Origin of the sequence: Nocardia coubleae NBRC 108252 (genome assembly GCF_001612805.1) — a bacterium.
Classification (GTDB): domain Bacteria; phylum Actinomycetota; class Actinomycetes; order Mycobacteriales; family Mycobacteriaceae; genus Nocardia; species Nocardia coubleae.
Genome location: NZ_BDBD01000007.1, coordinates 1 through 25,323, shown reverse-complemented (window position 1 = coordinate 25,323; position 25,323 = coordinate 1). Strand labels below are relative to the sequence as shown.

14 protein-coding genes are annotated in these 25,323 nt (G+C 69.1%); 6 read left to right on the top strand and 8 right to left on the bottom strand.

Going from position 1 to position 25,323, the window contains the following annotated elements; translation table 11 throughout:
- Positions 1–82: 82 nt before the first annotated feature.
- From NCO8_RS05755 to NCO8_RS05720, 8 genes are all read right to left on the bottom strand, one after another.
- Positions 83–676, bottom strand: coding sequence for a hypothetical protein (locus NCO8_RS05755; RefSeq protein ID WP_157104788.1), 594 nt, complete (start codon positions 674–676; stop codon positions 83–85).
- Between the two features lie 108 nt (positions 677–784).
- Positions 785–1,834, bottom strand: coding sequence for an outer membrane protein assembly factor BamB family protein (locus tag NCO8_RS05750; RefSeq protein WP_067637032.1), 1,050 nt, complete (start codon positions 1,832–1,834; stop codon positions 785–787).
- A gap of 93 nt (positions 1,835–1,927) precedes the next feature.
- Positions 1,928–2,731: a VOC family protein gene (locus NCO8_RS05745; RefSeq protein ID WP_067637030.1), complete on the bottom strand. Its 804-nt coding sequence runs from the start codon at positions 2,729–2,731 to the stop codon at positions 1,928–1,930.
- A 144-nt stretch (positions 2,732–2,875) separates the two neighbouring features.
- On the bottom strand, positions 2,876–3,664 hold the full coding sequence (locus NCO8_RS05740; protein WP_067637027.1) for an ABC transporter permease: 789 nt from the start codon (positions 3,662–3,664) through the stop codon (positions 2,876–2,878).
- Positions 3,664–4,482: an ABC transporter permease gene (locus NCO8_RS05735; protein WP_067637026.1), complete on the bottom strand. Its 819-nt coding sequence runs from the start codon at positions 4,480–4,482 to the stop codon at positions 3,664–3,666. Before NCO8_RS05735 ends, NCO8_RS05740 begins: the two co-directional genes overlap by 1 nt.
- A complete protein-coding gene (locus NCO8_RS05730; protein ID WP_067637024.1) occupies positions 4,479–5,495 on the bottom strand; it encodes a daunorubicin/doxorubicin resistance ABC transporter ATP-binding protein DrrA in 1,017 nt (338 codons plus the stop codon). Before NCO8_RS05730 ends, NCO8_RS05735 begins: the two co-directional genes overlap by 4 nt.
- Complete coding sequence (locus NCO8_RS05725) at positions 5,492–18,844, bottom strand: non-ribosomal peptide synthetase (RefSeq protein ID WP_067637022.1); 13,353 nt, start codon at positions 18,842–18,844, stop codon at positions 5,492–5,494. The genes NCO8_RS05730 and NCO8_RS05725 overlap by 4 nt, the downstream gene beginning before the upstream one ends.
- Positions 18,845–18,946: 102 nt before the next feature.
- The gene (locus NCO8_RS05720) at positions 18,947–19,357 is read right to left on the bottom strand and encodes an AMP-binding protein (RefSeq protein WP_067637020.1); all 411 of its coding nucleotides are present in this window, start codon (positions 19,355–19,357) and stop codon (positions 18,947–18,949) included.
- Positions 19,358–19,738: 381 nt separating this feature from the next.
- Between NCO8_RS05720 and ctaD the strand changes: the two genes are divergently transcribed.
- The 6 genes from ctaD to NCO8_RS05695 all read left to right on the top strand — a co-directional run bounded on the left by ctaD (position 19,739) and on the right by NCO8_RS05695 (position 25,263).
- Positions 19,739–21,478 (top strand): aa3-type cytochrome oxidase subunit I, encoded by a 1,740-nt coding sequence (gene ctaD, locus NCO8_RS05715; RefSeq protein ID WP_067493148.1) that lies wholly within the window; start codon positions 19,739–19,741, stop codon positions 21,476–21,478.
- Between the two features lie 85 nt (positions 21,479–21,563).
- Positions 21,564–22,793: a phosphoserine phosphatase SerB gene (serB, locus tag NCO8_RS05710; RefSeq protein ID WP_133733910.1), complete on the top strand. Its 1,230-nt coding sequence runs from the start codon at positions 21,564–21,566 to the stop codon at positions 22,791–22,793.
- Between the two features lie 56 nt (positions 22,794–22,849).
- Positions 22,850–23,275, top strand: a complete 426-nt coding sequence (locus tag NCO8_RS05705) for a protease inhibitor I42 family protein (protein WP_067493150.1) — start codon at positions 22,850–22,852, stop codon at positions 23,273–23,275.
- A 57-nt stretch (positions 23,276–23,332) separates the two neighbouring features.
- Positions 23,333–24,106, top strand: coding sequence for a peptidyl-tRNA hydrolase (locus NCO8_RS05700; RefSeq protein WP_084456626.1), 774 nt, complete (start codon positions 23,333–23,335; stop codon positions 24,104–24,106).
- A 143-nt stretch (positions 24,107–24,249) separates the two neighbouring features.
- Positions 24,250–24,408: a hypothetical protein gene (locus NCO8_RS31110; RefSeq protein WP_157104673.1), complete on the top strand. Its 159-nt coding sequence runs from the start codon at positions 24,250–24,252 to the stop codon at positions 24,406–24,408.
- Between the two features lie 18 nt (positions 24,409–24,426).
- Positions 24,427–25,263 (top strand): ABC transporter ATP-binding protein, encoded by an 837-nt coding sequence (locus NCO8_RS05695; protein WP_067493152.1) that lies wholly within the window; start codon positions 24,427–24,429, stop codon positions 25,261–25,263.
- The last annotated feature ends 60 nt before the right edge of the window (positions 25,264–25,323 follow it).

The window sequence follows — 25,323 nt, the reverse complement described above, 5'->3', positions numbered from 1 at the left end:
CCAGTCGACCGCAGTGGTGCGACGACCTATCCCACTGCTGGTAAACCGGCCGAATGCCGCGCGGCTCGGTGGCACTTCGCGATCAGCCGAAGCCGATGATCTCGGAGTCGTTGCTCTGGCGATCGGTCGAGATCACCAGCACGGATCCGTAGGTGGTGGCCACCCACGGGTCCGCGTATGGACCGGTGGCCACGAGTACGGCTCGGCTCTCGCGGCCGGTCGACCGGTCCCAGGTCCGCAGCTTGTATCCGTCGTCCCAGTTCAGCATGACGATCTGGTCGGTGAGCAGCGCCGAGCGCTTGTCGTGAAGCACCCGCCGGTCCTGGGGTGTGGACATCTCGAGTTCCGTCGCCATCGCAGCGTCGGCTGTCGACTGCACTGCCCAGAGCTCGCGCAATCCTTGCCGGTCCGGGTTGTAGCTGACCAGGGCTGCGGTGCTGTCCGCTACGTCCACGTCGCTGTCATCGCGCGTCGACACGACGACGCTCGAAGTCAGCGGCTGGTCCGGTCGCACGAAGATTTCGGTGTCCGCCTCCTCCCGCCAGCGCTTCACCCAGACGACGCCGCTGTCGAAAACGCGGACGTCGATATCGAAATCTTGCTTAGCCCCTGGAGTGGGGAAGCTGCGCTTCTCGCGAACCTCTCCGGACATAGGATCGAACGCGGTGACGACCACCGTCGCATCCCCTCCTTCGTCACACATCACCACACGGTAGATCGCGGTAGTGGTGGTGGCGACGTGCGGCGGCCTGGCGGTGCAGGCGTCCGATTCACCTGGGGTGCGCTACATTTCACGCCCGGTCCTGGCGTCGTAGCGGGTCACCCGCCCGAGCGAGTCGGAGGCTGTGGCCAGCAAGTGTCCCTCGGCCACGGAACGAGAATCGCGAGCGAAATCCCCTCCGGTCCAGAGCAGTTCGCCGGTGGCGGCGTCGAATGCCAGCCAGCCGATGTTCGCCCAGTAGGTCAGCACGACGTCCTCGGCGCGCAGGTAGATCGTCTGGTCGTACGCGTGCCACACGCTGTCGGTGCTGATATCGCTGCGCCGGTAGTGCCACCGTTCGGTTCCCGTCGCACCGTCGTACTGCGTGAGGCCCGCAGGCGTCGCGACGACGAAACCGCCTCGGGTGACGAGGATTCGGTGGCGCAGATCGGGATCGGCCGGGATCTGGAGCCGGAACTTCTCGGACCCGAGCACCGCGGGCGCGGCAGCCTCCGGTGCCGCTGCGGCGGTGACGTGATCGCCGGCGACGCTGTCGTCCCCGAAGCGGACCGCGACGCCCGCGGCGCCGAGCACCGGGATCACGCCGACGACGACCGCCGCCGCCAGCGCCCACCAACGGGGCACCGGGCCGGTCGGCTTCACCACGAATACGAAGATCCCCAATGCGCCCGAGATGGCGAGGGCGAGCGACGCGATCGCAGACGATGCCCGGGGTGTCACGACGAAGTCCGAGGTCAGTCGCTGAAATGTCGACGGGATGTCCGCCGCCACCGCGAACCACAGGCCCCCACCGAGGACGAAGAGTATCGCCAGTACGCCTCCCGCACCGACACTCGCGGCACGCTCGTCACCGCGCCGCCCTAGAACGAGCACCACGGCACCGGTCAGCGCCGCGGCGCCCGCGACGACCAGGGCTCCCCGAACCAGATGGAACGGGAAGTCGGCGGTCTCGCTGAAGTCGCCGTCGAACGGCACCGGAATCGGCTCCGCGACGAACTGGCTGTAGAGCGCCAGCACCACACCCCCGGCGAGGAGTACGGCACCGACCAGGCCTGCGAGTATCGGTATCGACCGCAGTGCACGCGCGCGTTCGGCCGTCTGGTCCCCGGACATCTTCCCCCACAAAAGAACTCGTCGATACCGCCCGCTCGGGCGTCGCGTCGAGACTAGCGCCGGGGGGCGACGCGGAAAACGCCGCCGCCTCGGTCAGCGAGCGGTTCCGCCGATGCTGAAGTGGGCGCCGGTGGGATCGGTGAGGCCGACGACCCGGCCGTAGGGCGTGGTCATGGGCTCGAAGACCAGTTTCGCGCCGAGGGAGACGGCGAGCTCGGCCGACTTGTCGGTGTCGTCGCTGCCGAAGTACACCACCCACGCGCCGGGTACTCCCTCGGGCAGATGGCCTTGCCCGTCCATCACCCCACCCAGCATCGGGGACTCGGCGTGCAGGGTGGTGTAGCGGAACTCCTCGGTGTCGGCGACGGTGAAGGTGTCATTCCAGCCGAACACCTCGCGGTAGAAGTCGAGCGACTGCGGGTAGGAGCGTGTCATGAGTTCGAACCAGGACGGCAGGCCGGCGGCGTCCTGCCAGACTCCGTCGGCGACCCGGCCGATCTCGCCGAAACCGGGGAACGGTCCCGGCTGCCACACGCCGACACCGACGCCGCCCACATCGGCCAGCACGGCCATCGTGCCGACCCCGGGGACCTCCATCGCTTTCACGAACACGGTGCCACCCGCTTCGGCGGCCTTCTGCTCGGTGGCGGCCGCGTCGTCGGAGTGCAGGTAGACGGTCCAGCGGTCGGGGTACGGATCGCCCTCGTCCTCGATCCGGCTCATGGCACCGGCGACGGCGACGCCGTTCTTGCTGAACGTGGTGTACCCACCGAACTCCGGCCCGCCGCGTTCGGCGGTCCAGCCGAACAGGTCGCCGTAGAAGGCGATGGCACGGTCGAGATCGGAGGTGTAGAGGTCGATCCAGGTGGGATCGCCGGGTTGCGGGGTGAACTGCATGCTGACTCCTCGGCTGAAGGGATCTACGCAGACGGTCGCAGGCGAGCACACCGTCTGCAATCAAGACGCGCCGCAGCGGGAAAAGTCATCGCCATCAACCGTCGCGTCCTGCGGAGGCCCGCCCGGTAACCGATCGGGCCCTGCTCAGCGGCGGCTGGCCCGTCGGAAGCCGATGGCGGCGGGCACGGCGAACAGCAGGATGGCACCGGCCGACCAGGCGAGGGTGAGCAGCAGCGGGCGAGCGACGGGCCCGTGGTCGGCGAGGCCACGCATGGCATCGACGGCGACCGACATCGGCTGATTGCGGACGAGCGGCTGGATCCACGTGGGAAATGCGACCAGCGGAACGAACCCGGTACTGAAGAACATCATCAGCGAAGTGAGGATGGTGATCCCCTCCACCAGCGAGGACTTCGCCGTGTAGACGGCCACGGCGGTGACGATGGTGGCGAAGGCCAACCCGAAAACCACCGGCACCAGCAGGAAGACGAGCGCCGCCAGCGGTCCCTGCTGGAATCGGAAGCCGAGCAGCAGCCCGACGATCACCACGGTGACGGTGCCGAGCAGGATGCGGCATCCCTCGGCGAGGATGCGGGAGGCCAGGCCGGAGGCCCGGTGCACGGGCAGCACCCAGAATCGGGCGAGCAGCCCGGCGTCGCGCTCGCGGCCGAGCAGTACCCCGCTCGCCACGGCACCGGACAGTGCGCCGACGATCGCGACCATCGGGACCGAGCTGGACAGCGCGTTCTCCCCGGTGAACCGCTCGATCTGGCCGCCGACAACGATGTCGAGCATCACGAGCAGCAGGCACGGGATGAACAACGCCTCGAGCACGGTGATCGGATTGCGGACCCAACGCAGCAGCAGCCGCTGGGTCTGGATCGTCGTCTGCCGCACCAGCGCCACCGGTGAGGTCTCCGACTGCGATGTCATCACGCCCTCCTCGAACTCAGCCGGATCGCCGCCGGGACGCAGATCAGCAGGATCGCGGCCAGCCACAGCAGCGACGGGCCCATCAGCGACCAGCTCACCGCACCGGTGGCGGCCTTGGTGTCACCGGCGAGCGCGCGTAGCCCCGTCGCGAACTGCGAGACGGGCTGATTGCGCACGAACCACTGGACCCAGGTGGGAAATTGGTCGGCCGGTGCCAGGCCCGTCGAGAGCATGCCGAAGATCAACGGCGGCAGCATCAGCGCCTGCGAGGTGGTCTCCGGGCTTTTGGACAGCGTGCCGATCACGTCGGCGCCCAGGGTGAACGCGATGCCGATGAGCAGCGAGAACGCCAGGAACCCGAGGGTGTGCGCGGCGTCGAGCCGGAACCGGAACCCGATCACATAACCTGCCGCGATCGCCGCGGCCAGCGACAGCAGCAGCCGGAACAGATTGCCCGACATGCGTGCCGCCACCGGGACCAGGGGTCGCAGTGGCATCGAGGCGAATCGCCGGTCGATCCCGGCGACGGAATCGGTGGCCGATCGGAACGCGGCCGAGATGGCCGTGAATGCCGCCGCCTGCAAGATGACCAGCGGCATCATGTACTGGGCGTAACTGCTGAAACCGTTGCCGGAGAACGACATCACCGTCTTCAACGGAATGTAGAAGCTCGCGGTGAAGGCGGCGGGTGCCAGCAGCGAGGCGAGCACCTCACCGGATTTGACCGACGGCACGATCAGCCGGGTGGTCAGTACCCACCACTGCTGCAGCGTGTTCGGGGCGGCGCGCCAGTGCGTCTGCCAGGTGGTGGCGGTCATGAGATCACCTGCGGGGTGGATTCGGTCGAGGCGAGGTGACCGGTGAGCTGGAGGAAGACGTCGTCGAGCGAGGGCCGTCGCAGGGCGATGTCGACGAGTTCGAGCCCGGCGTTGTCGAGTCGCCGCAGGGCTTCGGCGAGCGTTTTCGCACCGTCGGGGGCGGGGATGGTGATGCGGTCCGACTCCGGGGTGAGGGCCGCCAGGTGCTCGGCGGGGAGCAATGTGCCGAGCGCCGTGACGATCGCGGGCAGTTCCTCCAGATCCAGCGGCACGATCTCGCAGTAGCTGCCGCCGGTGCGGTGCTTGAGCTCGTCGGCGGTGCCCGAGGCGATCACCACACCGTGGTCGATCACGATGATCCGGTCGCTGAGGGCGTCGGCCTCCTCCAGGTACTGGGTGGTGAGCAGGGTGGTGATGCCCGCGTTCTTGAAGCTGCGCACCAGATCCCAGACGCCCTGCCTGCTGCGGGGGTCGAGACCGGTGGTCGGCTCGTCGAGGAACACCACGTCGGGCCGCACCACCAGGCCGCAGGCGATGTCGATGCGGCGCCGCATGCCGCCCGAGTAGGTGCCGACGCGTCGGTCGGCGGCCTGGTCGAGGTCGAATTCGCCGATGAGTTCGGTCGCCCGGGCGCGGGCGGCCGGTTTGCGCAGACCCATCAGCCTGCCGAACATCACCAGGTTCTCGTAGCCGCTGAGCATGTCGTCGAGCGCGGCGTACTGACCGGTGAGCATGATCCGTTTGCGCACCGCGGCCGGGTCGGCGACGACATCGTGGCCTGCGACCGTCGCCCGGCCGCGGTCGGGCATGACGAGGGTGGACAGGATGTTCACCATGGTCGTCTTGCCCGCGCCGTTGGGGCCGAGGATGCCGAGCACCTGCCCGGGCGCGGCCTCGAAGTCGATGCCGCGCAGGGCGCGCACCTCCCCGAAGGATTTCTCGATCCCCTCGACGACGACGCCACCGGTGCCGGTGCGCGCAGGGCTCTGTACGGCAGTGTGTTCGACACTCATATCCGGTCTCCTGCTTCCATGTGGTCGTCGAGCACCGGCGCGATGACCGACAGTGCGTAGGGGTTGGTCAGGTCGTCGTGGGACACGTCGACGTCGTGGTTGACGATGTCGCCGGTCACGTAGGGCCGCCATCCGTCGGGTCCCATCCATTCGGCGGGGTCGACGGTGGCGCTGAAGTACAGGACATCGCCCTGGTAGACGGGGCGCCGGTAGCCGGTTCTGGTCCCCGCGGAGGCGTTGTAGGAGCCCGCCATCCGCTCGATGGTCGCGGCATCGATGAGTTCGACGCCGCCGAGCCGGGCGGTGATGAGGTCGGCCGCCTCCTCGGCCGTCGAGGTGGCGGGGACGTCGTCGATGCCGAAGATCGCCCCGAAGGTGTTGATGAACGCACCGGGTGAGAGGCGTTCGATGGTGTCACCGTCGATGTCGGCGGTGTCGGTGTCCAGGAGCGCGACCACCCCGACTCGCTCACCCGCGGTAGCCAATTCGACCGCCATGGCGTGGGCGATGAGGCCGCCGAAGGACCAGCCGAGCAGGTGATACGGGCCGGTCGGCTGGACGGCGCGGATCTCGCGCACGTAGCGGCGGGCGAATTCCTCGATGGACCGAGCCGATGGTTCCCGGCCGCTGAGATCGGGCGCTTGCAGCCCGTAGATCGGTCGTCCCGGGCGTAGCTGCTCGGCCAGTCCCAGGTAGCTCCACGACATTCCGGAGGAGGAGTGGACGCAGAACAGGGCGGGGCGGTCGCCGCCGGGTCGGATCGGCAGCAGGACGTCGAGGCCGAGGCCCGCCGGTCCTGCCTTGGTGGGTGCGGTGCGGGCGGTCATCGCGGCGGCTTCGTCGGCCGAAGCGGTTCGGGCGGCGGGTGTTTCGGCGAAGCGCGCGGCCGCGCGCAGTGCGTCGGCCCACAGGTCGGCGAGCTCGGTGACGTCTTCCTCGGCAAGTAGTTCTGCGGCGTAGCCGAATTCGGCGTGCAGGCATTCGCCCGTGACCATCGCGTTGATGTCGACGGCCGACATGATCGGCACGTCCTGGTGTTCGGATGCGTCCAGGTCGCCGAGCGCGTCGGTGGGTAGCCACCCGAGTCCTTCGAGACCCGCGGGGGTTTCCACGGAGGTGTGCCTGCCCAGGTAGTTCAGGCAGATCTGGCCGGGAAGCCGGGCCGGGAGTTGTTGCGCGGCTGTTGGATTCAGGTACCGCAGCATCCCGAAGCCGATGCCTTTGTCCGGCACCGACAGCAGGTCGTGCTTCACCGCCCGGATGGCCGCACCCATCGCGGGACCGCCCGCGAACGCCTCGTCGACGTCGACCTCGGCGAGATCGAGTCGGACCGGGTACAGGGTGGTGAACCAGCCGATGGTTCGCGACAGGTCGGCGCCCGGCACGATCTCCTCCTGCCTGCCGTGGCCTTCCAGCCGCAGCAGCGCCGAACGTTCGGTGACGCCGCGGCGCAGGCGCCACCGCACCAGGGCCAGTGCGAGGGTGGCCAGCAGCGCGTCGGTGACCGTCCCCTGGAACAGCCGGGGCAGGGTGGTGAGCAGGGCCGCTGTGGTGTCCTCGTCGACCTCGATGCCGAAACGGCGCACGGTGCGTGCCTGATCGATCGCCGGATCGAGGTGTCGTGTGCCGAGCAGTGGGTCGGGACCGTTCACCACCTGTTGCCAGTAGTCGAGTTCGGATTCGCGCCGTTCGGAGTTCGCCTGCTCGGTGAGGGCGTGCGCCCAGCGCCGCATCGAGGTGCCGATCTCGGGTAGCACCGGCGTGGCGCCCGCGTCGACCTGCGCCCAGGCGGCGATCAAGTCCTGCACCAGGATTCGCCACGACACGCTGTCGATCGCGAGATGATGGGCCACCACGATCAGTCGACCGGGCCGGGTGTGCGACCCGGCGTCGCCGACGGGGTCGAGCCACACGAATTGCAGCACGACACCATCGGCGGGACGCAGCCGGTTCATCGCGGTGTCGAGTTCGGTCTGCGCGAATTCCCTCAGGTCGACCGGGTCGGCGGCGGAGTCGAACACAGTGCGGTGCACCAGTGCGTCGACGTTCACCGACCCCGGTTCGGCGACCCGCAGCCGCCAGCCGTCCGCGCTCGCCCACAGCCGCGATCGGAGCATGTCGTGCCGGTCGATGACGGCCGTGAGCGTGGCGACGAGCGCGGCCCGGTCGATGCCGACGGGCAGTTCGAGGACCGCCGTCTGGGCGAACCGGTCGAAGTTCCCGCCGCGTTCGACCATGTACCGCACGATCGGGGTCAGCGGGAGGTCGCCGGTGCCGCCGCCGGGAAGTTCGGCGAGCGCTTCGACGGTGTCGGCGGCGTCGATCGCGGCGCCGAGCGCGGCAACCGTGCGGTGTTCGAACACCTGCAGGGGCGTGCAGTGCACACCGCGCAGCTTGGCCTGGGTCACCAGCTGGATTGCGAGGATGCTGTCGCCACCGAGCGCGAAGAAGGAATCGTCGACACCCACCTGATCGCGGCCGAGCAGCTCGGCGTACACCTCGGCCAGCACCTTCTCGGTCGGGGTCTGCGGTGCTCGATAGGGCGCCTCGTCGGTGACGAAAACCGGTGCGGGCAGCGCCTTTCGATCGAGTTTGCCGACGGCGTTGACCGGGATCTCGTCCAGGACGATGAAGGCGGCGGGCACCATGTACGCGGGCAGGGTGTCGGCCGCCAGGGCGCGGACGCGGTCGACGTCCAGCTCGGTGCCGGGCACGCGCACCAGGTAGGCGGCGAGCGCGGTGGCTCCGGTGGGACCGGGAACACCCAGTGTCACAGCGACTTCCACCCCGTCGATGCCGCTGAGAACCGCATCGATCTCGCCGAGTTCGATGCGCTGACCACGCACTTTCACCTGGAAGTCGGTGCGGCCCAGGTACTCCAGGGCGAGCCCGGACGCGCCACGGGTCCAGCGCACCAGATCGCCGGTGCGATAGAGCAGGTCACCGGGCGCGCCGAACGGGTCGGCGACGAACCTGGCCGCCGTCAGCCCCGGCCGGGCGTGGTAGCCGCGCGCCAGTGCGGTGCCCGCGAGGTAGAGCTCACCCGCTACACCGACCGGTACCGGGCTCAGCCGGTCGTCGAGGACGAGCGCCGCCGCACCACGCACCGGAGTGCCGATGGTGACCGGCTCCGTCGCCGAGAGCGGGCCGGAACCCGTTGCCCAGATGGTGTATTCGGTCGGGCCGTACAGGTTGACCATCGTCCGCCCGGCGGTGCCACCGCACCACCGCGCGACCAGGTCGGGACCGACCGCTTCGCCTGCCACCGCGAGGACCCGCACACTCGACACTCCGGCGGGATCGATGGTGGACAGTGCCGAGGGGGTGATCACCATGTGGGTCACACCCTCGGCCGCGATGAGTTCGGCCAGGGGTGCGCCGCCGAACACGTCCGGCGGGGCGATGACGGAGGCGGCGCCGCAGCCGAAGGCCATCAGTGCCTCGAAGATCGAGGCGTCGAAACTCGGTGAGGCGACCTGCAAGACGCGGGCCTGCTCGTCCAGCCGCAGATCGGTGCGCTGGGAGGTGACCAGATCGGCCAGGCCTCGGTGGGTGACGGTGACGCCCTTCGGGGTGCCGGTCGACCCGGAGGTATAGATCATCCAGGCCGGGTTCTCGACCCTGATCGGCGCCGGGAGGTCTTCGAGCGTGCTGTCGTCGGCGTTGTCCAGGCGCGCGGCGAAGTCCGGGTCGTCGAGGATCAGCCAGCGGGTGGCGTCCGACAGTGCCGGCCGGTACTCGGCGGTCGTGATCCCGATCCGCGCACCGGAATCGGTGAGCATGTGCTCGATGCGATCCACCGGATGTTTCGGATCGACCGGCAGGAACGCCGCGCCCGCCTTCGCCGAGGCCCAGATGCCGAGATGCAGTTCGGGGCAGCGCGGAAGGCCGAGGGCGACAACGGTTTCCGTGCGCGCGCCCGCCGCGATGAGCAGCCGGGCCAGCTGGTTCGAGCGGGCATCGAGAGTGCGGTAGGTCGTCGTGCCGCCGGTGCGGGCGACCAAGGCGGCACGGTCGGGGTAGGTGGTCGCTGTGGTGGTGAGCAGCTGGGCAAGGGTGGTTGTTCCGGCGGTGGCGGGCCCGAGCACCGGAACCAGTTCGGCGCGTTCGGATTCGGCGAGGATGTCGATGTCGGACAGGCGCGTGTCGGGGGCGGTGAGGACGGTGGTGAGGACCTGCCTCCAGCGGGCGGCGAACGAAGTGACGGTGGCGGGGTCGAACAGGTCCGTCGCGTAGGTGAGGACGCCGTCGATGCCTGCCGCACCGGCGTCGGTGAAGCGTTCGCGCAGGTCGAGGGTGAGGTCGAAGGCCGAGGAGCGCCGGTCGAAATCCTCGACCTCGAAGCGCAGGCCGGGCAGCTCGAGGACCGGCTCCACGAAGTTCTGTAGGGACAGCGACACCTGGAACAGCGGGTGATGCGCGGTGGACCGGGTGGGGTCGAGGGCTTGGACGAGTTGCTCGAACGGCACGTCGGCATGGGCGAAGGCGTCGAGATCGGTGGCGCGGACGGTGGCGAGCAGCTGCCGGAAATCGGTGCCGGGGTCGACCGGTGTGCGCAGGGCGAGGGTGTTCACGAACATCCCGACCAGGTCGTCGAGGGCCGCGTCGCCCCGGCCGGCGATCGGGGTGCCGATGACCACGTCGTCGGTGCCGCCGAGCCGGGCCAGCAGGACCGCCAGCGCCGCGTGCACCACCATGAAGACGCTCACATGGTGGGCGGCGGCGAAGTCGATCAGCGCGCGGTGTGTCTGCTCGTCGATACCGAAGTCCACGTCGTCGCTGCGCATCGTCTGCACGGCCGGTCGTGGCCGGTCCGAGGGGAGTTCCAGCGCATCCGGCGCACCGGCGAGCGTTTCGCGCCAATACCGGATCTGCTGGGCAGCAAGCGATTCCGGTTCCGTAATGGAGCCGAGCAGCTCACGATGCCAGAGCGCGAAGTCCGCGTACTGCACCGCGAGCGGCGGTCGCGCCGGTGCCGCACCCGCGACCCGCGCCGAATACGCGGCGACCAGATCGGCGGCCAAGGGCGCCATCGACGCACCGTCGGCGCTGATGTGGTGCACCACGAGAACCAGGACATGGTCGGTCACACCATCAGGGACATGGTCGGTCACACCATGAGCGGTTTCGTTGCCCGAGGGCCGGGCAGACGCGGGCGGACGGTCGGCTCCGGCACGCTGCGGGTGCGCAGAAGGGCGCTGTGGTATGGCCGGAGACGAGTCCGACCGCGCCCTGTCGACCAGTTCGGTGTCCCGATCACGGTTCACGGCGGCGGGACGAACCGCGAACAGCCCGACGCGCAGGGGCGCCTCGCGGGTGAGGTCGAACCCCGTGCCGGCCAGCTCGTTGATCCGATCACGCAGTGCGGCACCGTCTTCGGTCTCGATGAGCGGCATGACCGGCGTAGTGGTGTCGATACCGACGACGACCTGGCGTGGGCCCTCGGCGTCGGCGGGGTAGCGGGTGCGCAGGCTTTCCTGACGGTCGATCACGTCGATGAGGGCCGCGCGCATGGCCGCGACGTCCAGGGTGCCGGTGAGGCGGAGCGCGATCGCGATGTTGTAGGCCGACGAGGCCGGATCGAGCTGGTTGAGCACCCACATGCGCTGCTGGGCCGGGGACAGCGGAAGGCGATCCGGGCGCACCCGTGGCGCGAGCGCGGGACGTCCTTCGCTGCCCTCGGCGGCAGGAACCACCCGCGCCGACAGCTGCGCCACCGTCGGCGCGTCGAACAGATCGCGCAGGGCGATGGTCGAGCCGAGCGCCGCATTGACCCGCGCCACCACCTTGGTCGCGCTCAGCGAATTGCCGCCGAGCTCGAAGAACGACTGATCGACGCTCACCCGCTCGCTGCCGAGCACCTCGGCGAAAACTTCGGCGACGGACTGTTCGACGGGCGTGCGCGGCGCAAGATACGCCTGCCGGGCCGCCGAGAAGTCCGGTACCGGAAGGGCTTTGCGATCCAGCTTGCCGACCGGTGTGAGCGGGATGTCGTCGAGCACGACGATGTACGCAGGCACCATGTAACCGGGCAGTTCCGCCGCGACGCGTGCCCGCAACCGCTCGGAATCGAGTTCGACGTGCGGGACCGGCAGCACATAGGACACGAGCACGGTCGCGCCCGCCGGTCCTTCGCGCCCGATGGTGACCGCGTAGTCGACTTCCTCGTCGCGCGAGAGCACCGCGTCGATCTCGCCGAGCTCGATGCGCAGACCGCGGATCTTCACCTGGAAGTCGCTGCGGCCCAGGTACTCCAGGGTGAGCCGGCCGTCCGCGTCGGTCACCCAGCGCACCATGTCGCCGGTCCGGTACATGCGCTCACCGGGTGCGCCGAACGGATCGGCGACGAAGCGACCGGCGGTCATCTCGAAGCGGTTGAAGTAACCGCGGGCCAGCGCGGGGCCCGACAGGTACAGCTCACCGGCGATACCGACCGGGACCGGCCGCAACCAGCTGTCGAGCACCACCACCGCCGCACCGCGAATCGGCCCACCGATGGTGACCGGTGCACCGGCCACGAGTTCGGCGGGACCGGTCGCCCAGATACTGAACTCGGTCGGCCCGTACAGGTTCACCATGCGCCTGCCGGCGGCCCACTTCTCGATGAGCTCGGGGGTGGCTGCTTCGCCCGCCACCGCGAGTACCCGCAGGTCGGTGAGATCGGTGGGTTCCATCGTGGCCAGCGCCGACGGGGTGATCACCGCGTGGGTGACGCGTTCGGTGCGCAGCAATGTCTCCAGCTCGCTGCCGCCGTACACCTCCGGCGGGGACACCACGAGCCGTCCGCCCGCCGCGTGCGCGGTGAGCATCTCGAAGACCGACGCGTCGAAGCTGGGGGAGGCCACCTGCAACGCGCTCGCCGACGGGTCGAGAGCGAGCGTTTCGCGCTGGGCGGTGACGAGATTGGCGAGACCGCGATGGCTGAGCAGGACCGCCTTCGGTTTGCCGGTCGATCCGGAGGTGTAGATCAGGTAGGCGGTGTGGTCGATGTCGAGGGGTCCGCCGCGTTCGGCATCGGTGATCGGCGCGTCCGACACCAGCATGGCCCGGCGCAGGGTGTTCAGGTCGTCGAGCAGCAGCCAGTCGATGGATCCCGGCAGGGTCTCGCCGGTCTCGGTGACGGTGACACCGATGGGTGCCTCGGAATCGGCGAGCATGTGCTCGATCCGCTCCACCGGGTAGCTGGGGTCCAGCGGGACGAACGCCGCGCCCGTCTTGGCCAGCGCCCACACCGCCACCACCGATTCCAGGGATCGGGTCAGGGCGAGCACGACGAACACCTCGGGCCCGATGCCACGGCCGAGCAGGACCCGCGCGAACCGGTTCGACCAGGCGTCGAGTTCACCGTAGGTCATCCGCAGGTCGCCCGAACTGACCGCGATCGCGGCGGGGTCGATGCGGGCGCCCGCAGTCAGTACCTCGGGCAGGGTGCGCATCGGCAGCGCGGGGGCACCGTATACCGGGGCCAGCAAAGCTCTTTCGTCGTCGTCGCAATGTTGCAGGCGGGCCACCGGGATATCCGGATTCTCGGCGAGCGCACCCAGGAGCCGAATGAACCGATCCAGAAGAGACTGTGCCACAGTGTGTTCGAGTTGATCGGCCATGAATTTGACGGTGATGCGCAAGGTGTCGCCCGCGTCGTCCTCGCCGCGCAGCGGAATCACCATGAGGTTCAGCGGGTACGGCGTGGCGTCGGTGCCCTCCACATCGAGTACACGCATCCCGGCGATGTCGAGGGCCTGCGACAATGCCGCCCGGTCGATCGGATAGGACTCGAAAACCGTGAGTGTGTCGAACAATTCGGCCAGGCCGACAGCGCGATGGATCTCCGCCAGCCCGACGTGCTGATGGTCCATCAGGCGCGCCTGCTCGGCCTGCACCCGCGCCAGGAGATCGGCGACCCGCTCACCGGGGTCGAGCGTCACCCGCACCGGAAGCGTGTTGATGAACAGGCCGACCATCTCCTCGACGCCGGACAGCTCCGGCGGCCGACCGGACACGGTGCTGCCGAACACCACGTCGGTGCGGCCGGTGAGCATGGTGAGTACCAGCGCCCAGCTCGTCTGGACGAGGGTGTTCACCGTGGCACCGGCGGCGCGTGCGGCGGATTCGAGGGTGGCCACGGTGGTCCGTGGCAGGTCGCGCGAGATCATCGCGGTTTCGGTCGACTCGATCCCGGCCAGGGTGGGGACCGCGCGCGTCGGGGTGTCGATCCCGGCCAGCGACCGCGTCCACGCGTCGAGCGATTCCTGGGCGTCGCGCTCCGCGAGCCAGGACAGGAATTCGCGGTAGGACCGAGGGGGCGGCAGCGGTGACGCGTCGCCCGCGGTGACGTAGAGGGCGAGCAGTTCCCGGACCAGCAGGGGCGTCGACCAGCCGTCGAGCACCAGGTGGTGGTTGGTCATCACGAGGCGGTACGTGTCGGGTGCCGTCGTGATCAGGGTGAACCGCAGCAGTGGGGGACGGGTGAGGTCGAATCGGGTGAGCGCGTCCAGTTCGACCACCCGGTCGAGCTCGCGCGCCCGCTGCTCCTCGGCGATGTCAGTGAGATCGATGTCGTTCCACTGGATCTCGGCATCGGCGAGGACGAGTTGACGTGGTCCGTCGGCGGTTTCGACGAACGCCGCCCGCAGGTTCTCGTGCCGGTCGACCAACGCCTGAGCCGCGCGGCGCAGGCGGGCGCTGTCGACGGTGCCGACGAGGGTCAGCAAGGACTGGACGGTGTAGCCGTCGGCGGTGTCGGAGTCGTAGAGCGCGTGGAACAGCAGCCCGTACTGCAGCGGCGAAAGCGGCCACACATCGGCGAGATTCGGATAGGTCGCCTCCCAGCTGTCGATCTGGGACTGATCGACCGCGACGAGAGCGAAATCCGACGGTGTGCGCCCACCTGCCCCATCAGTGCGCGCATGGTCGACCAGCGCGTCGAGTGCCTGTGCCCACAGTTCGCTCAGTGCCCGCACGTCGGCCTCGTCGAGCAACCTGCCCGCGTATGCCCAGGTGACCTCCAGCTCAGCGTCGGTGAGCACGGCGTTGACATCCACGACGGCGGCCAGGGGCGCGCGATCATCGTTGGTCGCGGCGAAGCGGCGCGGCAGCCAGGGGCCCTCGCCGGTGACCGCCCGGCCCAGATAGTTGAAGCTGAGCTGGGGTATCGGCGCGTCCGCCAGGGCCGGTGCCGTCTCGCTGTTCAGGTACCGCAGCAGTCCGTAGCCGACGCCCCGGTCGGGGACGGCGCGCATCTGCTCCTTGGTCGCCTTGACGACCGAGCCCGCCGAACCGCCGCCCGCGAACGCGTCGTCCAGGTCGATGCCCGCGAGGTCGATCGCGACGGGATAGACGGTGGTGAACCAGCCGACGGTGCGGCCGATATCGGCAGCACCGGGCAGCAGGGATTCGCTGCGGCCGTGCCCTTCCAGGGTCAGCAGGGTGCCCGTGCGCGCACGCCAGCGGCACACCGCCATGGTGAGCGCGGCGAGCAGCACATCGTCCGCGCCGCAATGGAATCGCTCGGGAACGGTGGTGAGCACCGCGTGCGCGACCTCGGCGGGGACGGTCGATCGCAGCTGCGCCATGGTGGCGACCACATCGCGGGCCGGATCGAAGGTGTCGCGGCCGAACGCCGGGTCGGGGGTGGCCGCTATCCGCTGCCAGACGGGCAGCTCACCGACACGCAGCGCCGCCTGTTCCGCCTGACCGTGCGCCCACCGCCGGAACGAGGTCCCGACCGGAGCGGGCGTGCCACCGGCTGCGGCGATCGCCAAGTCGGGCAGCAGGATTCGCCAGGACACCCCGTCGGTGACCAGGTGGTGCAGCACGAGCCAGCACAGCGGAGCGGCATCCGCGCGTTCGATCAGCACGCATCGCACCACGACACCGGACGCGGGATCGAGCAGGTTCGCCGCGTCCTGCAACGCGCGGTCGACAACATCGTCGGATTCCGACCGCATCACCTCGACGAGGCTGTCGGCGTCGATCGAACCTGCCTCGGCGACAACCCATTCCCCGTCGCGCAACGAGCTGCGCAGCAGATCATGATGATCGAGCAACACCCCGAGCGCCGCGACGAGCGTCTCACGGCAGGTGCCGTCGGGCAGCCCGATCAGGACGGCCTGACCGTAGCGACCCCACGGCTCACCGTGCTCGATCATGGCGTGCACGATGGGTGTGAGCTCCACCGCGCCGACACCGCCGCCGGGCAGCTCGTGCACCACGGTGGCCTCGGTGTCGCCCGCGATCGCGGCCAGCGCGGCCACGGTCTTGCGTTCGAACACGTCACGGGCGCTGAACGCGATCCCCGCCGCCTTCGCCCGGGAGACCAGCTGAATGGACACGATGCTGTCACCACCGAGGGCGAAGAAGCTGTCGTCCACCCCGACCGTATCCATCCCGAGCACCTCGGCGAACAGGGCGGCGAGGACTTCCTCACGCGGTGTGGACGGCGCTCTGCTCGCGACGACGCGGGCGCCGAAATCCGGTGCGGGCAGGGCCTTGCGGTCCACCTTGCCGAGCGGAGTGAGCGGAACCAGGTCGAGCACGATCACCGATGCGGGCACCATATACGCCGGAAGAGTCTCGCCGACAGCGGCTTTCACCGCCTCGGGATGGACATCGGCACCGGGTTCGACAGTGATGTAGGAGGCCAGAGCGGTCGCGCCGGACGGTGTCTCGACACCGAGGGTGATGGCGAAATCGACGGCGGGCAGCCGTTGCAGCGCTGCGTCGATCTCACCGAGTTCGATCCGGTATCCACGCACCTTCACCTGGAAGTCACTGCGGCCCTGGTATTCCAGCGTGAACCGGCCGTCGTCGGCGGTCCAGCGCACCAGATCGCCCGTGCGGTACATACGCGCTCCGGGCGCATACGGATCGGCGACGAAGCGGCTCGCGGTCAGCCCGCTGCGCCGGTGGTAACCGCGCGCCACTCCGGGGCCCGACAGATACAGCTCGCCCACGGTGCCCGGTGCGACCGGCCGCAGCCACGGATCGAGTACCAGCCCGTTCACCCCACGGGCGAGGCCACCGATGGTGACCGGGCCGCCCGGAGTCAGCGGTTCGCTCAGCGTGGCGGTGACCGTCGTCTCGGTCGGGCCGTACCCGTTGAGCAGCCTGCGCCCGGCCCACTTCGACACCAGCTCGGGTGGGCAGGCGTCGCCGCCGACCACGATGGTGCCCAGGTCGGGCAGCGTCGCCGGGTCGAGGGAGCCGACGACCGCCGGGGTCACGTTCAGATGGGTCACGCGGTGCGCGCGCAAGACCTGCGCCATGTCGTCGCCCGCGTAGGCCGACGGCGGCACCACAGCGAGGGTGGCCCCGGCCGCCAGTGTCACCAGGATCTCCTCCACCGAGATGTCGAAACTCGGGGAAACAGCGTGCGCGACAACCGAACCCGCGTCGACACCGAAACCCGCTCCCGATCCGGCGGCGAGATTCGCCAGCCCGCGATGCGAGACGAGCACGCCCTTGGGCAATCCGGTCGAGCCCGAGGTGTAGATGACGTAGGCGACCTGATCGGGGTGGATCGAGGCGGTCCGGTCGGCGTCGGTGATCGTGGTGGCCTCCTGCGCGGCAACGCGGCCGGTGGTGGCTTCGTCGTCGAGGCAGAGCCAGTCGACCTTGTCGGGCAAGGACTTTCGTGCCTGGGTCACCGTCAGGCCGGTGACCACCGCGCTGTCGTCGAGCATGTGCTCGATCCGGTCGTCCGGGTAGGTCGGATCGATCGGGACGAAGGGAGCGCCCGACTTGGCGACCGCGATCGTGGCGAGCACCGATTCGGCCGATCGTGGAATCGACAGCGCCACACCGTGTTCCGGTCCGGCACCGGCCGCGATGAGTACGCGGGCCAGCCGATTCGTGTAGTCGTCGAGCTCGCGGTAGGTCATCGTGTCGTCCACGCCCCAGCGCAGCGCCACCGCGTCGGGATCGATCGCAGCGCCCGCGGCGAGGATCTCGGGCAGCGTGCGCTGTTCGACCCCGGCGGCACCGCGCGCGGGCACCGACACGGCCTGCTCGGCATCGGCGAGCACGTGGACCGACGACAGCGGCGCCTCGGGGCCCGCGGCGAGGAAACGATGCAGGAAACGCAGGAAACGGTCGTGATGCGCGGCCAGCTCCGCGGGACTGTAGAGGTTGCCGTTGCCCTGGAGATCGATATGGGTGCTGTCTCCACCCATCCCCGGATACAGGTTGACGAACAGATCGTCGATCAGGCCGGAGGTGAGCACATGCAGGCGACCGACGACCGGGCCGAGCGCGATCTTGGTGTCCACCATCATCAGGTTCACCGCCGGTCCGAACGACACCGCCTCGTCCATCGACCAACCGAGATCGCGGATGATGTCCTCCTGGCGGTACCGCTGCCGTCGCAACGCCCCGGTGAGCTCGCTCTGCACGGCGAGGATCGCCGCGCCCACCGTGGTGGTCGGGTCGAGAGCGACCCGCAGCGGGACGACATTGGCCAGCATGCCGCCCGAGCGGCGCAGCGTCGCGGAGGTCCGCGCGGACACCGGCAGGCTCAGCACCACTTCGGGCGCACCGGTCATCGCCGCGAGATAGGCGCCGAAGGCGGCGACCACCGTCGGGGCGACGCCCGAATTGATCCCCGCGGCGACCGAATCCAGGAGGGCGCTCGTCTCGGCGGGCAGCGCGCCCGCGACCCGGGTGGGATGACTGTCGACCTCGGCGGCCCGACCGGCGAGGGTGACCGGGTCCGGCAGATCGGCCAGATGGGTGCGCCAGTACTCACGGTCGGTCGCGAAACGGTCCGAGCTCCGGTAGGCCAGGTCGGCCTCGACGATCCGCTGCAACGGCTCGGCCTTGGCCGGCGGGGGCTCACGGCCCTCGAAGGCGGCGTTGTACAGCTCGCCGGTGCGCTGGACCAGCGCCAGGGCGCCCATTCCGTCGAGCACGATGTGATGCATCCGCGAGTACCAGAACCAGCGATCCTCGGCGATCCGCAGCATCGCCAGGCGGACCAGACGGTCGCGCGTCATGTCCAGCGGCGCGGAGTACTCGGCGCGCATCCAGGCGTGCGCGGCCGCTTCCGGGTCGGGCTCGCCGCGCAGATCCAGTTCGGCGATGTCGGCGTCCAGGGTCGGGTCGACGAGTTGATGGGGTTGTCCGTCGATGTCGACCAGGCGCACGAAACCGGTGCCGAACTCGCGACCGGTTTGCCGCACGGCCGCGGTCAGCAGCGCGTGGTCGATCGCGCCGCTGAGTTCGACGTACTGGGCGATGGAGATGGGGGTGTCGCCCGCGATGTGCTGGGCGAACCAGATGCCGCGCTGGGCGGCGGACAGGGGGAAAGGATCTTCGGGCGCGGTGTCGGACGCTCGCGAAGAAGGCTGGATCATGAGCTGACCTGCGTTTTCATACGTGGAGCCCGGTGTCCCCGACCGCTTGGTACTGCGCTCTGGGTTCCATTCTGAACCTGTGGGGACCAGACCGGAATGGGTTCAGGAGACCGCGCGCAGATCGATGCCGGACAGCGGGGCGTCCGAGCTCACCAGATAGCGCCGCAGGGTCGACCGATCGTCGAGCACCAGCCAGTCGACGGTGTCGGAGAGTTCGCCGCGGCGAGACCTGGTGGTGATCCCGAAACCCGTGTCCGACTGCTCCTCGGCACTCACCGGGACGGCGCCGATCTTGCGCACCGCGGCCTCGGCGACGACGGCCTCCACCCGTGGATCGACCGCGAGGGCGATCCGGTCGCCCGCGCCCGCACCACGGCCGAGCAGGAGCCGGGCCAGGCGGTTCGCCCAGCGGTCCAGGTCGGCGTCGGCGAGTCGGCCGTCGGCGATCGGTGCGCTCGAGCGGCGCGGCAGCTGGATGACGTTGTCGGCGGGTGCGGTGACCAAGGTGCTCATCGTGTTCCCCTCGAGGGCTTGTCAGCGGTGTTTTCGGTACACCTCCAATCTCGTCGCCCAGGGACCCCGCCGACAGCGACCCCAGCGGTGGGGCGCGCACTCCGAGGGGGATCGAATACCACCCCAAGGTGGGTGAACCGGATCGGTCGCGCACGAGACGCGCCGGAACCTGAAAGGTTGTCCCCGCCAACCGTTGCACCCGCGCGACCTGCGGAGGAAGATGGCGAGCGGCGCCTACGGCGCGCTGAATACGACACAGAGTAGGACCCGCGCGGAATGCTGCGGCCGCACGGTTTACGATCACTTCAACGCATGTCTGCTGCCCTTGTACGAGGCGCGGTCGGCTCTGCGAGTGACGTACAGGCATCTTCAGGAGGATCAGTGACTGCGGTAGAGCCCAGGCCAGTCCCTCAGTTGGAAGCGACTCGACCGTATCCGGCTCGGACCGGGCCGAAGGGCTCGTTCCTCTACAAGGCGGTCACCACCACCGACCCCAAGGTGCTCGGCACCATGTACCTGGTGACGGCGATCAGCTACTTCATGATCGGCGGCCTCATGGCGCTGCTCATGCGTGGCGAGCTCGCCCGTCCGGGTCTGCAGTTCCTGTCGCCGGAGCAGTTCAACCAGCTGTTCACCATGCACGGCACGATCATGCTGCTGTTCTACGCGACCGCGATCGTGTTCGGCTTCGCCAACATCATCCTGCCGCTGCAGATCGGCGCCCCCGACGTCGCCTTCCCGCGCCTGAACGCGTTCAGCTACTGGCTGTACCTGTTCGGCGCGACCATGGCGACCGCGGGCTTCGTGACCCCCGGTGGCGCCGCGGACTTCGGCTGGACGGCGTACGTGCCGCTCACCGACATCCTGCACTCGCCCGGTGTCGGCACCGACCTGTGGATTCTGGGTCTCGCCGTCTCCGGTCTGGGCACCATCCTCGGTGGCGTCAACATGCTCACCACCGTGGTCTGCCTGCGCGCGCCCGGTATGACCATGTTCCGCATGCCGATCTTCACCTGGAACATCGCGGTCACCTCGGTGCTCGTGCTGCTGGCGTTCCCGCTGCTCACCGCGGCCCTGTTCGGCCTGGCCTACGACCGCCACCTGGGCGGCCACATCTACGACCCGGCCACCGGCGGCATCCTGCTCTACCAGCACCTGTTCTGGTTCTTCGGCCACCCCGAGGTGTACATCATCGCGCTGCCGTTCTTCGGCATCGTCTCCGAGATCTTCCCGGTCTTCAGCCGTAAGCCGATCTTCGGTTACACCACGCTGGTCTACGCGACCCTCGGTATCGCCGCGCTGTCCATCGCCGTGTGGGCGCACCACATGTACGCCACCGGCGCCGTGCTGCTGCCGTACTTCTCGTTCATGACCTTCCTCATCGCGGTCCCGACCGGTGTGAAGTTCTTCAACTGGATCGGCACCATGTGGCGCGGTCAGCTGACGTTCGAATCACCGATGCTGTGGTCGATCGGCTTCCTGGTGACCTTCCTCTTCGGTGGTCTGTCCGGCGTCATCCTCGCCTCGCCGCCGCTGGACTTCCACGTCACCGACTCGTACTTCGTCGTCGCGCACTTCCACTACGTGCTCTTCGGCACCATCGTGTTCGCGACCTTCGCCGGTATCTACTTCTGGTTCCCGAAGATGACCGGCCGCATGATGGACGAGCGTCTGGCCAAGTGGCACTTCTGGGCCACCTTCATCGGCTTCCACACCACCTTCCTGGTGCAGCACTGGCTGGGCGCCGAGGGCATGCCGCGTCGCTACGCCGACTACCTGCCGAGCGACGGCTTCACCACGCTGAACACCATCTCCACCATCGGCGCGTTCATCCTCGGCGCCTCGATGCTGCCGTTCGTGTGGAACACCTTCAAGAGCTACCGCTACGGTGAGGTCGTCACCGTGGACGACCCGTGGGGTTACGGCAACTCGCTCGAGTGGGCAACCACCTGCCCGCCGCCGCGCCACAACTTCTACGAGCTGCCGCGCATCCGCTCGGAGCGTCCGGCGTTCGAGCTGCACTACCCGCACATGATCGAGCGCATGAAGCGCGAGGCGCACGTGGGTTGGGGCTCGGGCAAGCACAACGCCCACGCCGACGAACCCGTGCTGACGAAGTAGCAAGGAACCACCGAACGACCAGGGTGTGCACCTGCTGGGTGACCAGCGGGTGCACACTCTTTTTGTGGGTAAACGAACGGAGCAGATCGACTTGGCCGACACCACAGTTCTCGTGACCGTCACCGGCCCCGACCGACCCGGCGTCACCTCGGTGCTGCTGGCGGCGCTCTCGCGGCATCAGGTGAGCCTGCTGGACGTGGAGCAGGTGGTCATCCGGGGCCGACTCACCCTCGGCGTGCTGGTCTCGTGCCCGAACGACCCCGAGGCGCTGCAGGACGAGCTCGAAGAGGCGATGAACACCGTCGGCATGCAGGTCGACGTGTCGGTCGACGCGCAGATCGGCAAGCCGCCGATGTCGACCCACGCCGTCGTCGTGCTCGGTTCGCCGGTCACCGCGCACGCCTTCAGCGCGATCTCGCGGCTGCTCGCCGGGCTCGGCGCCAATATCGACACCATCCGCGGCATCGCCGACTACCCGGTGACCGGCATGGAGCTCATGGTGTCGGCGGCCGACTCCGGCGCCGACACCGATGCGCGACTGCGCACCGCGCTTGCCGATGTGGCCGTCGCCGAACAGGTCGACATCGCCGTGGAACGCGCGGGCCTGGCGCGGCGCGCCAAGCGGCTCATCGTGTTCGACGTGGACTCCACCCTCATCCAGGGCGAGGTCATCGAGATGCTCGCCGCGCACGCGGGCGTCGAGGAGCAGGTTCGCGAGGTCACCGAGGCCGCGATGCGCGGTGAACTCGACTTCGCCGAGTCGCTGCGGCAGCGCGTGGCCACCCTCGAGGGGCTCGACGAATCGGTGATCGAGGAGGTCGCCGACCGCATCGAACTCACCCCGGGCGCGCGCACCACCATCCGCACGCTACGCAGGCTCGGGTTCCGCTGTGGTGTGGTCTCCGGCGGGTTCCGGCAGGTCATCGAGCCGCTCGCGCACGAGCTGGAACTCGACTTCGTACAGGCCAACACCCTCGAGATCATCGACGGCAAACTCACCGGGCGGGTGACCGGCGAGATCGTCGACCGCGCGTTCAAGGCGACCGCGCTGCGCAAGTTCGCCGCCGACGCGGGCGTGCCGATGGAGCAGACCGTCGCCGTGGGTGACGGCGCCAACGACATCGACATGCTCAACGCGGCCGGGCTCGGTGTGGCGTTCAACGCCAAGCCCGCGCTGCGCGAGGTGGCCGATACGGCGCTGTCGCACCCGTACCTGGACGCGGTGCTGTTCATCCTCGGTGTGACGCGTGACGAGGTCGAAGCGGCCGACGCCCGCGACGGCGGTGTCCGCCGAGTTCCGCTGCTCGGCCGTTAGTTCCGGGCACGGCGGGTAATCCCAGCGCAGAAAGAACTTCGGCGTTGGGAGAGTCCGTGCGCAAATTCCTGCTCGTCCCGCTCGCCGTGGCCGGTCTGCTCACCGGCTGCGGCGACGACGAACCGATCCCCGACAGCATCGGATCGACGACGCTCACCCTGCCGAGCACCGCTCCGGCGGTCGCGAAACCGGCGGTCACCGTCGACCAGTCGGCCGCCGGTCGCACGGTGACCCTCGATGTGGGTCAGGAACTGCGGGTCCGGCTGCCCCAGGCCGCCGACTCGGACCAGGAATGGGAGCCGGTGAATCTCGACGAGGGCATCCTGGTCGCCGAGGAACCCGTGGCCGAGGGCCGGACGACGGTGTGGCCGTTGCGCGCGGTCGCCGAGGGGACGACGACGGTCGAGTTCACCTACGGGCAGCTCGAGGAGCCGCCGGTCCGGCCGGAGAGCACCTTCCTGGTGACGGTCGAGGTCTCCTAACGCGCACGGCTCGCTACGCTGGTTCGCACGTGTGGTGTCGATCGAATCGGGTGTGGTGTGGGTAGCGCGGAACTGAGCGGTGGGGATACCGAGGTGGAGGTCCGCGACGAAGCGGCCGAATTCGCTGTGCGGCACGCGGAATTGGCGCAGGGTTACGGCGGCACCGGCGACCCCGACGACCCGGCCATGGTGCAGGCGATGCAGATGGTGCTGCACATCCCCAAGGCCGAACCACCCGCGCGCAGTGCGCTACTGGCCGCCGCTGCCGCCGCCGCGGTCGCGGTGTGTCTCGACCCGCGTTCCGGGCCGGGCGGCGAATGGGGGGCGCGGTACCTGGCGTGGAAACGCTCGCGGATCAGGAAGGTGGCCCGCCGGGCGCGCGGTGCGCAATGGCTGGCGGCCAACGATGTCGACGGCGTGACCGTCGACATCGACGGTGCGCAGGCGCGGGCATTCGTCCCCGGCCCCGTCGGCGCGATCGACCCACGCATCCGCAAACTCCAGATCGGCGGAACCGACCTCGAACACGACGAACCGGGCCCACCCGACCCCGACCTGCCCGTGCTGTGGGTGAACAGCGCGCTGCGGATGTCGGTGGGCAAGGCCGCCGCGCAGGTGGGACACGCGAGCATGCTGCTGGCCGGCGCCATGCCGGTCGAAGCGGCCGCCGCCTGGGTCGAACGCGAATTCCGCTGCGCCGTGCGCGATGCCGACCCGCGGCAATGGTCCGAACTCGTCGCGCGGGTATCTGCGGGACGTGCTGTCGCCGTGCGTGACGCGGGCTTCACCGAGGTGGCCCCGGGCTCGATGACGGTGATCGCCGTGCCGTGAGACGTCCGACACGCGCGAGCGAATCGGACGGCTGTCGTTGCGGTTCGCGCGCGTCGTCGCGATGTTCGGGTGTACCGGCAGCATTGTGTGGGTAAGACCTATCGGATACCCGTCCGCAGCGAGAGACACACGGAGGTTCCGCCATGATGACGACAATCGCCGTGATCCTGATCGTCTGGGTCGCACTCGCGGTGCCGGTGTCGTTCCTCGCCGCCCGGATGCTGCGCAGCGACCTCGGCGCGTCGCGCGAAGCGGCGCGGCACCGAACCGACGAATCCCACCCGGGCCGGTCGTTCCGCTGAGGGCTCCCGTGGGCCAAGATGGAGCGCGTGTCGCAACCCGATCCAGATCTGCTCATCGACTTCTCCGACGTCACCATCCGCCGCTCGGGCCGAACGCTCGTCGGCCCGGTCACCTGGCAGGTCGAACTCGACGAACGCTGGGTGGTCCTCGGCCCCAACGGTGCCGGTAAGACCTCACTGCTGAGAATGGCTGCCGCCGAGGTCCATCCGACCGCCGGGACGGCGAACCTGTTGGGCGAGACCCTCGGTCGCGTCGACGTCACCGAATTACGCCCACGCATCGGCCTGTCCTCGGCGGCCGTGGCCAGCCGCATCCCCGTCGACGAGAAGGTCAGCGACCTGGTGGTGTCGGCCGGGTACGCGGTGCTCGGCCGCTGGCGCGAACGCTACGACGACATCGACACCGAACGCGCCGTCGACATGCTGGAAACCCTTGGCGCCGAACACCTTTCCGACCGCACCTACGGCACTCTCTCCGAGGGTGAACGCAAGCGGGTGCTCATCGCCCGTGCCCTGATGACCGATCCGGAACTGCTCCTGCTCGACGAACCGGCCGCGGGTCTGGACCTCGGTGGACGTGAGGAACTCGTCGAACGGCTCGGTGACCTGGCCGCCGATCCGGATGCGCCTGCCATGGTCCTGGTGACCCACCACGTCGAGGAGATACCGCCGGGGTTTACTCATGCGCTGCTGCTCAAGGAGGGTGAGGTGGTCGGTCAGGGATTGCTCGAGGACGTGCTCACGGCAGACAATCTGAGCAAGGCGTTCAGTCAGGCCATCGCGCTGGACCGGGTCGACGGGCGCTGGTTCGCGCGGCGTGCGCGTCGTTCGGGTGGGCATCGGCGTCGGAACTGATCGGCGCTGTCGGGCTGTCGCGCCAGGGTCTTGTGGTATTGCGCCCACGGAGGTACTGGG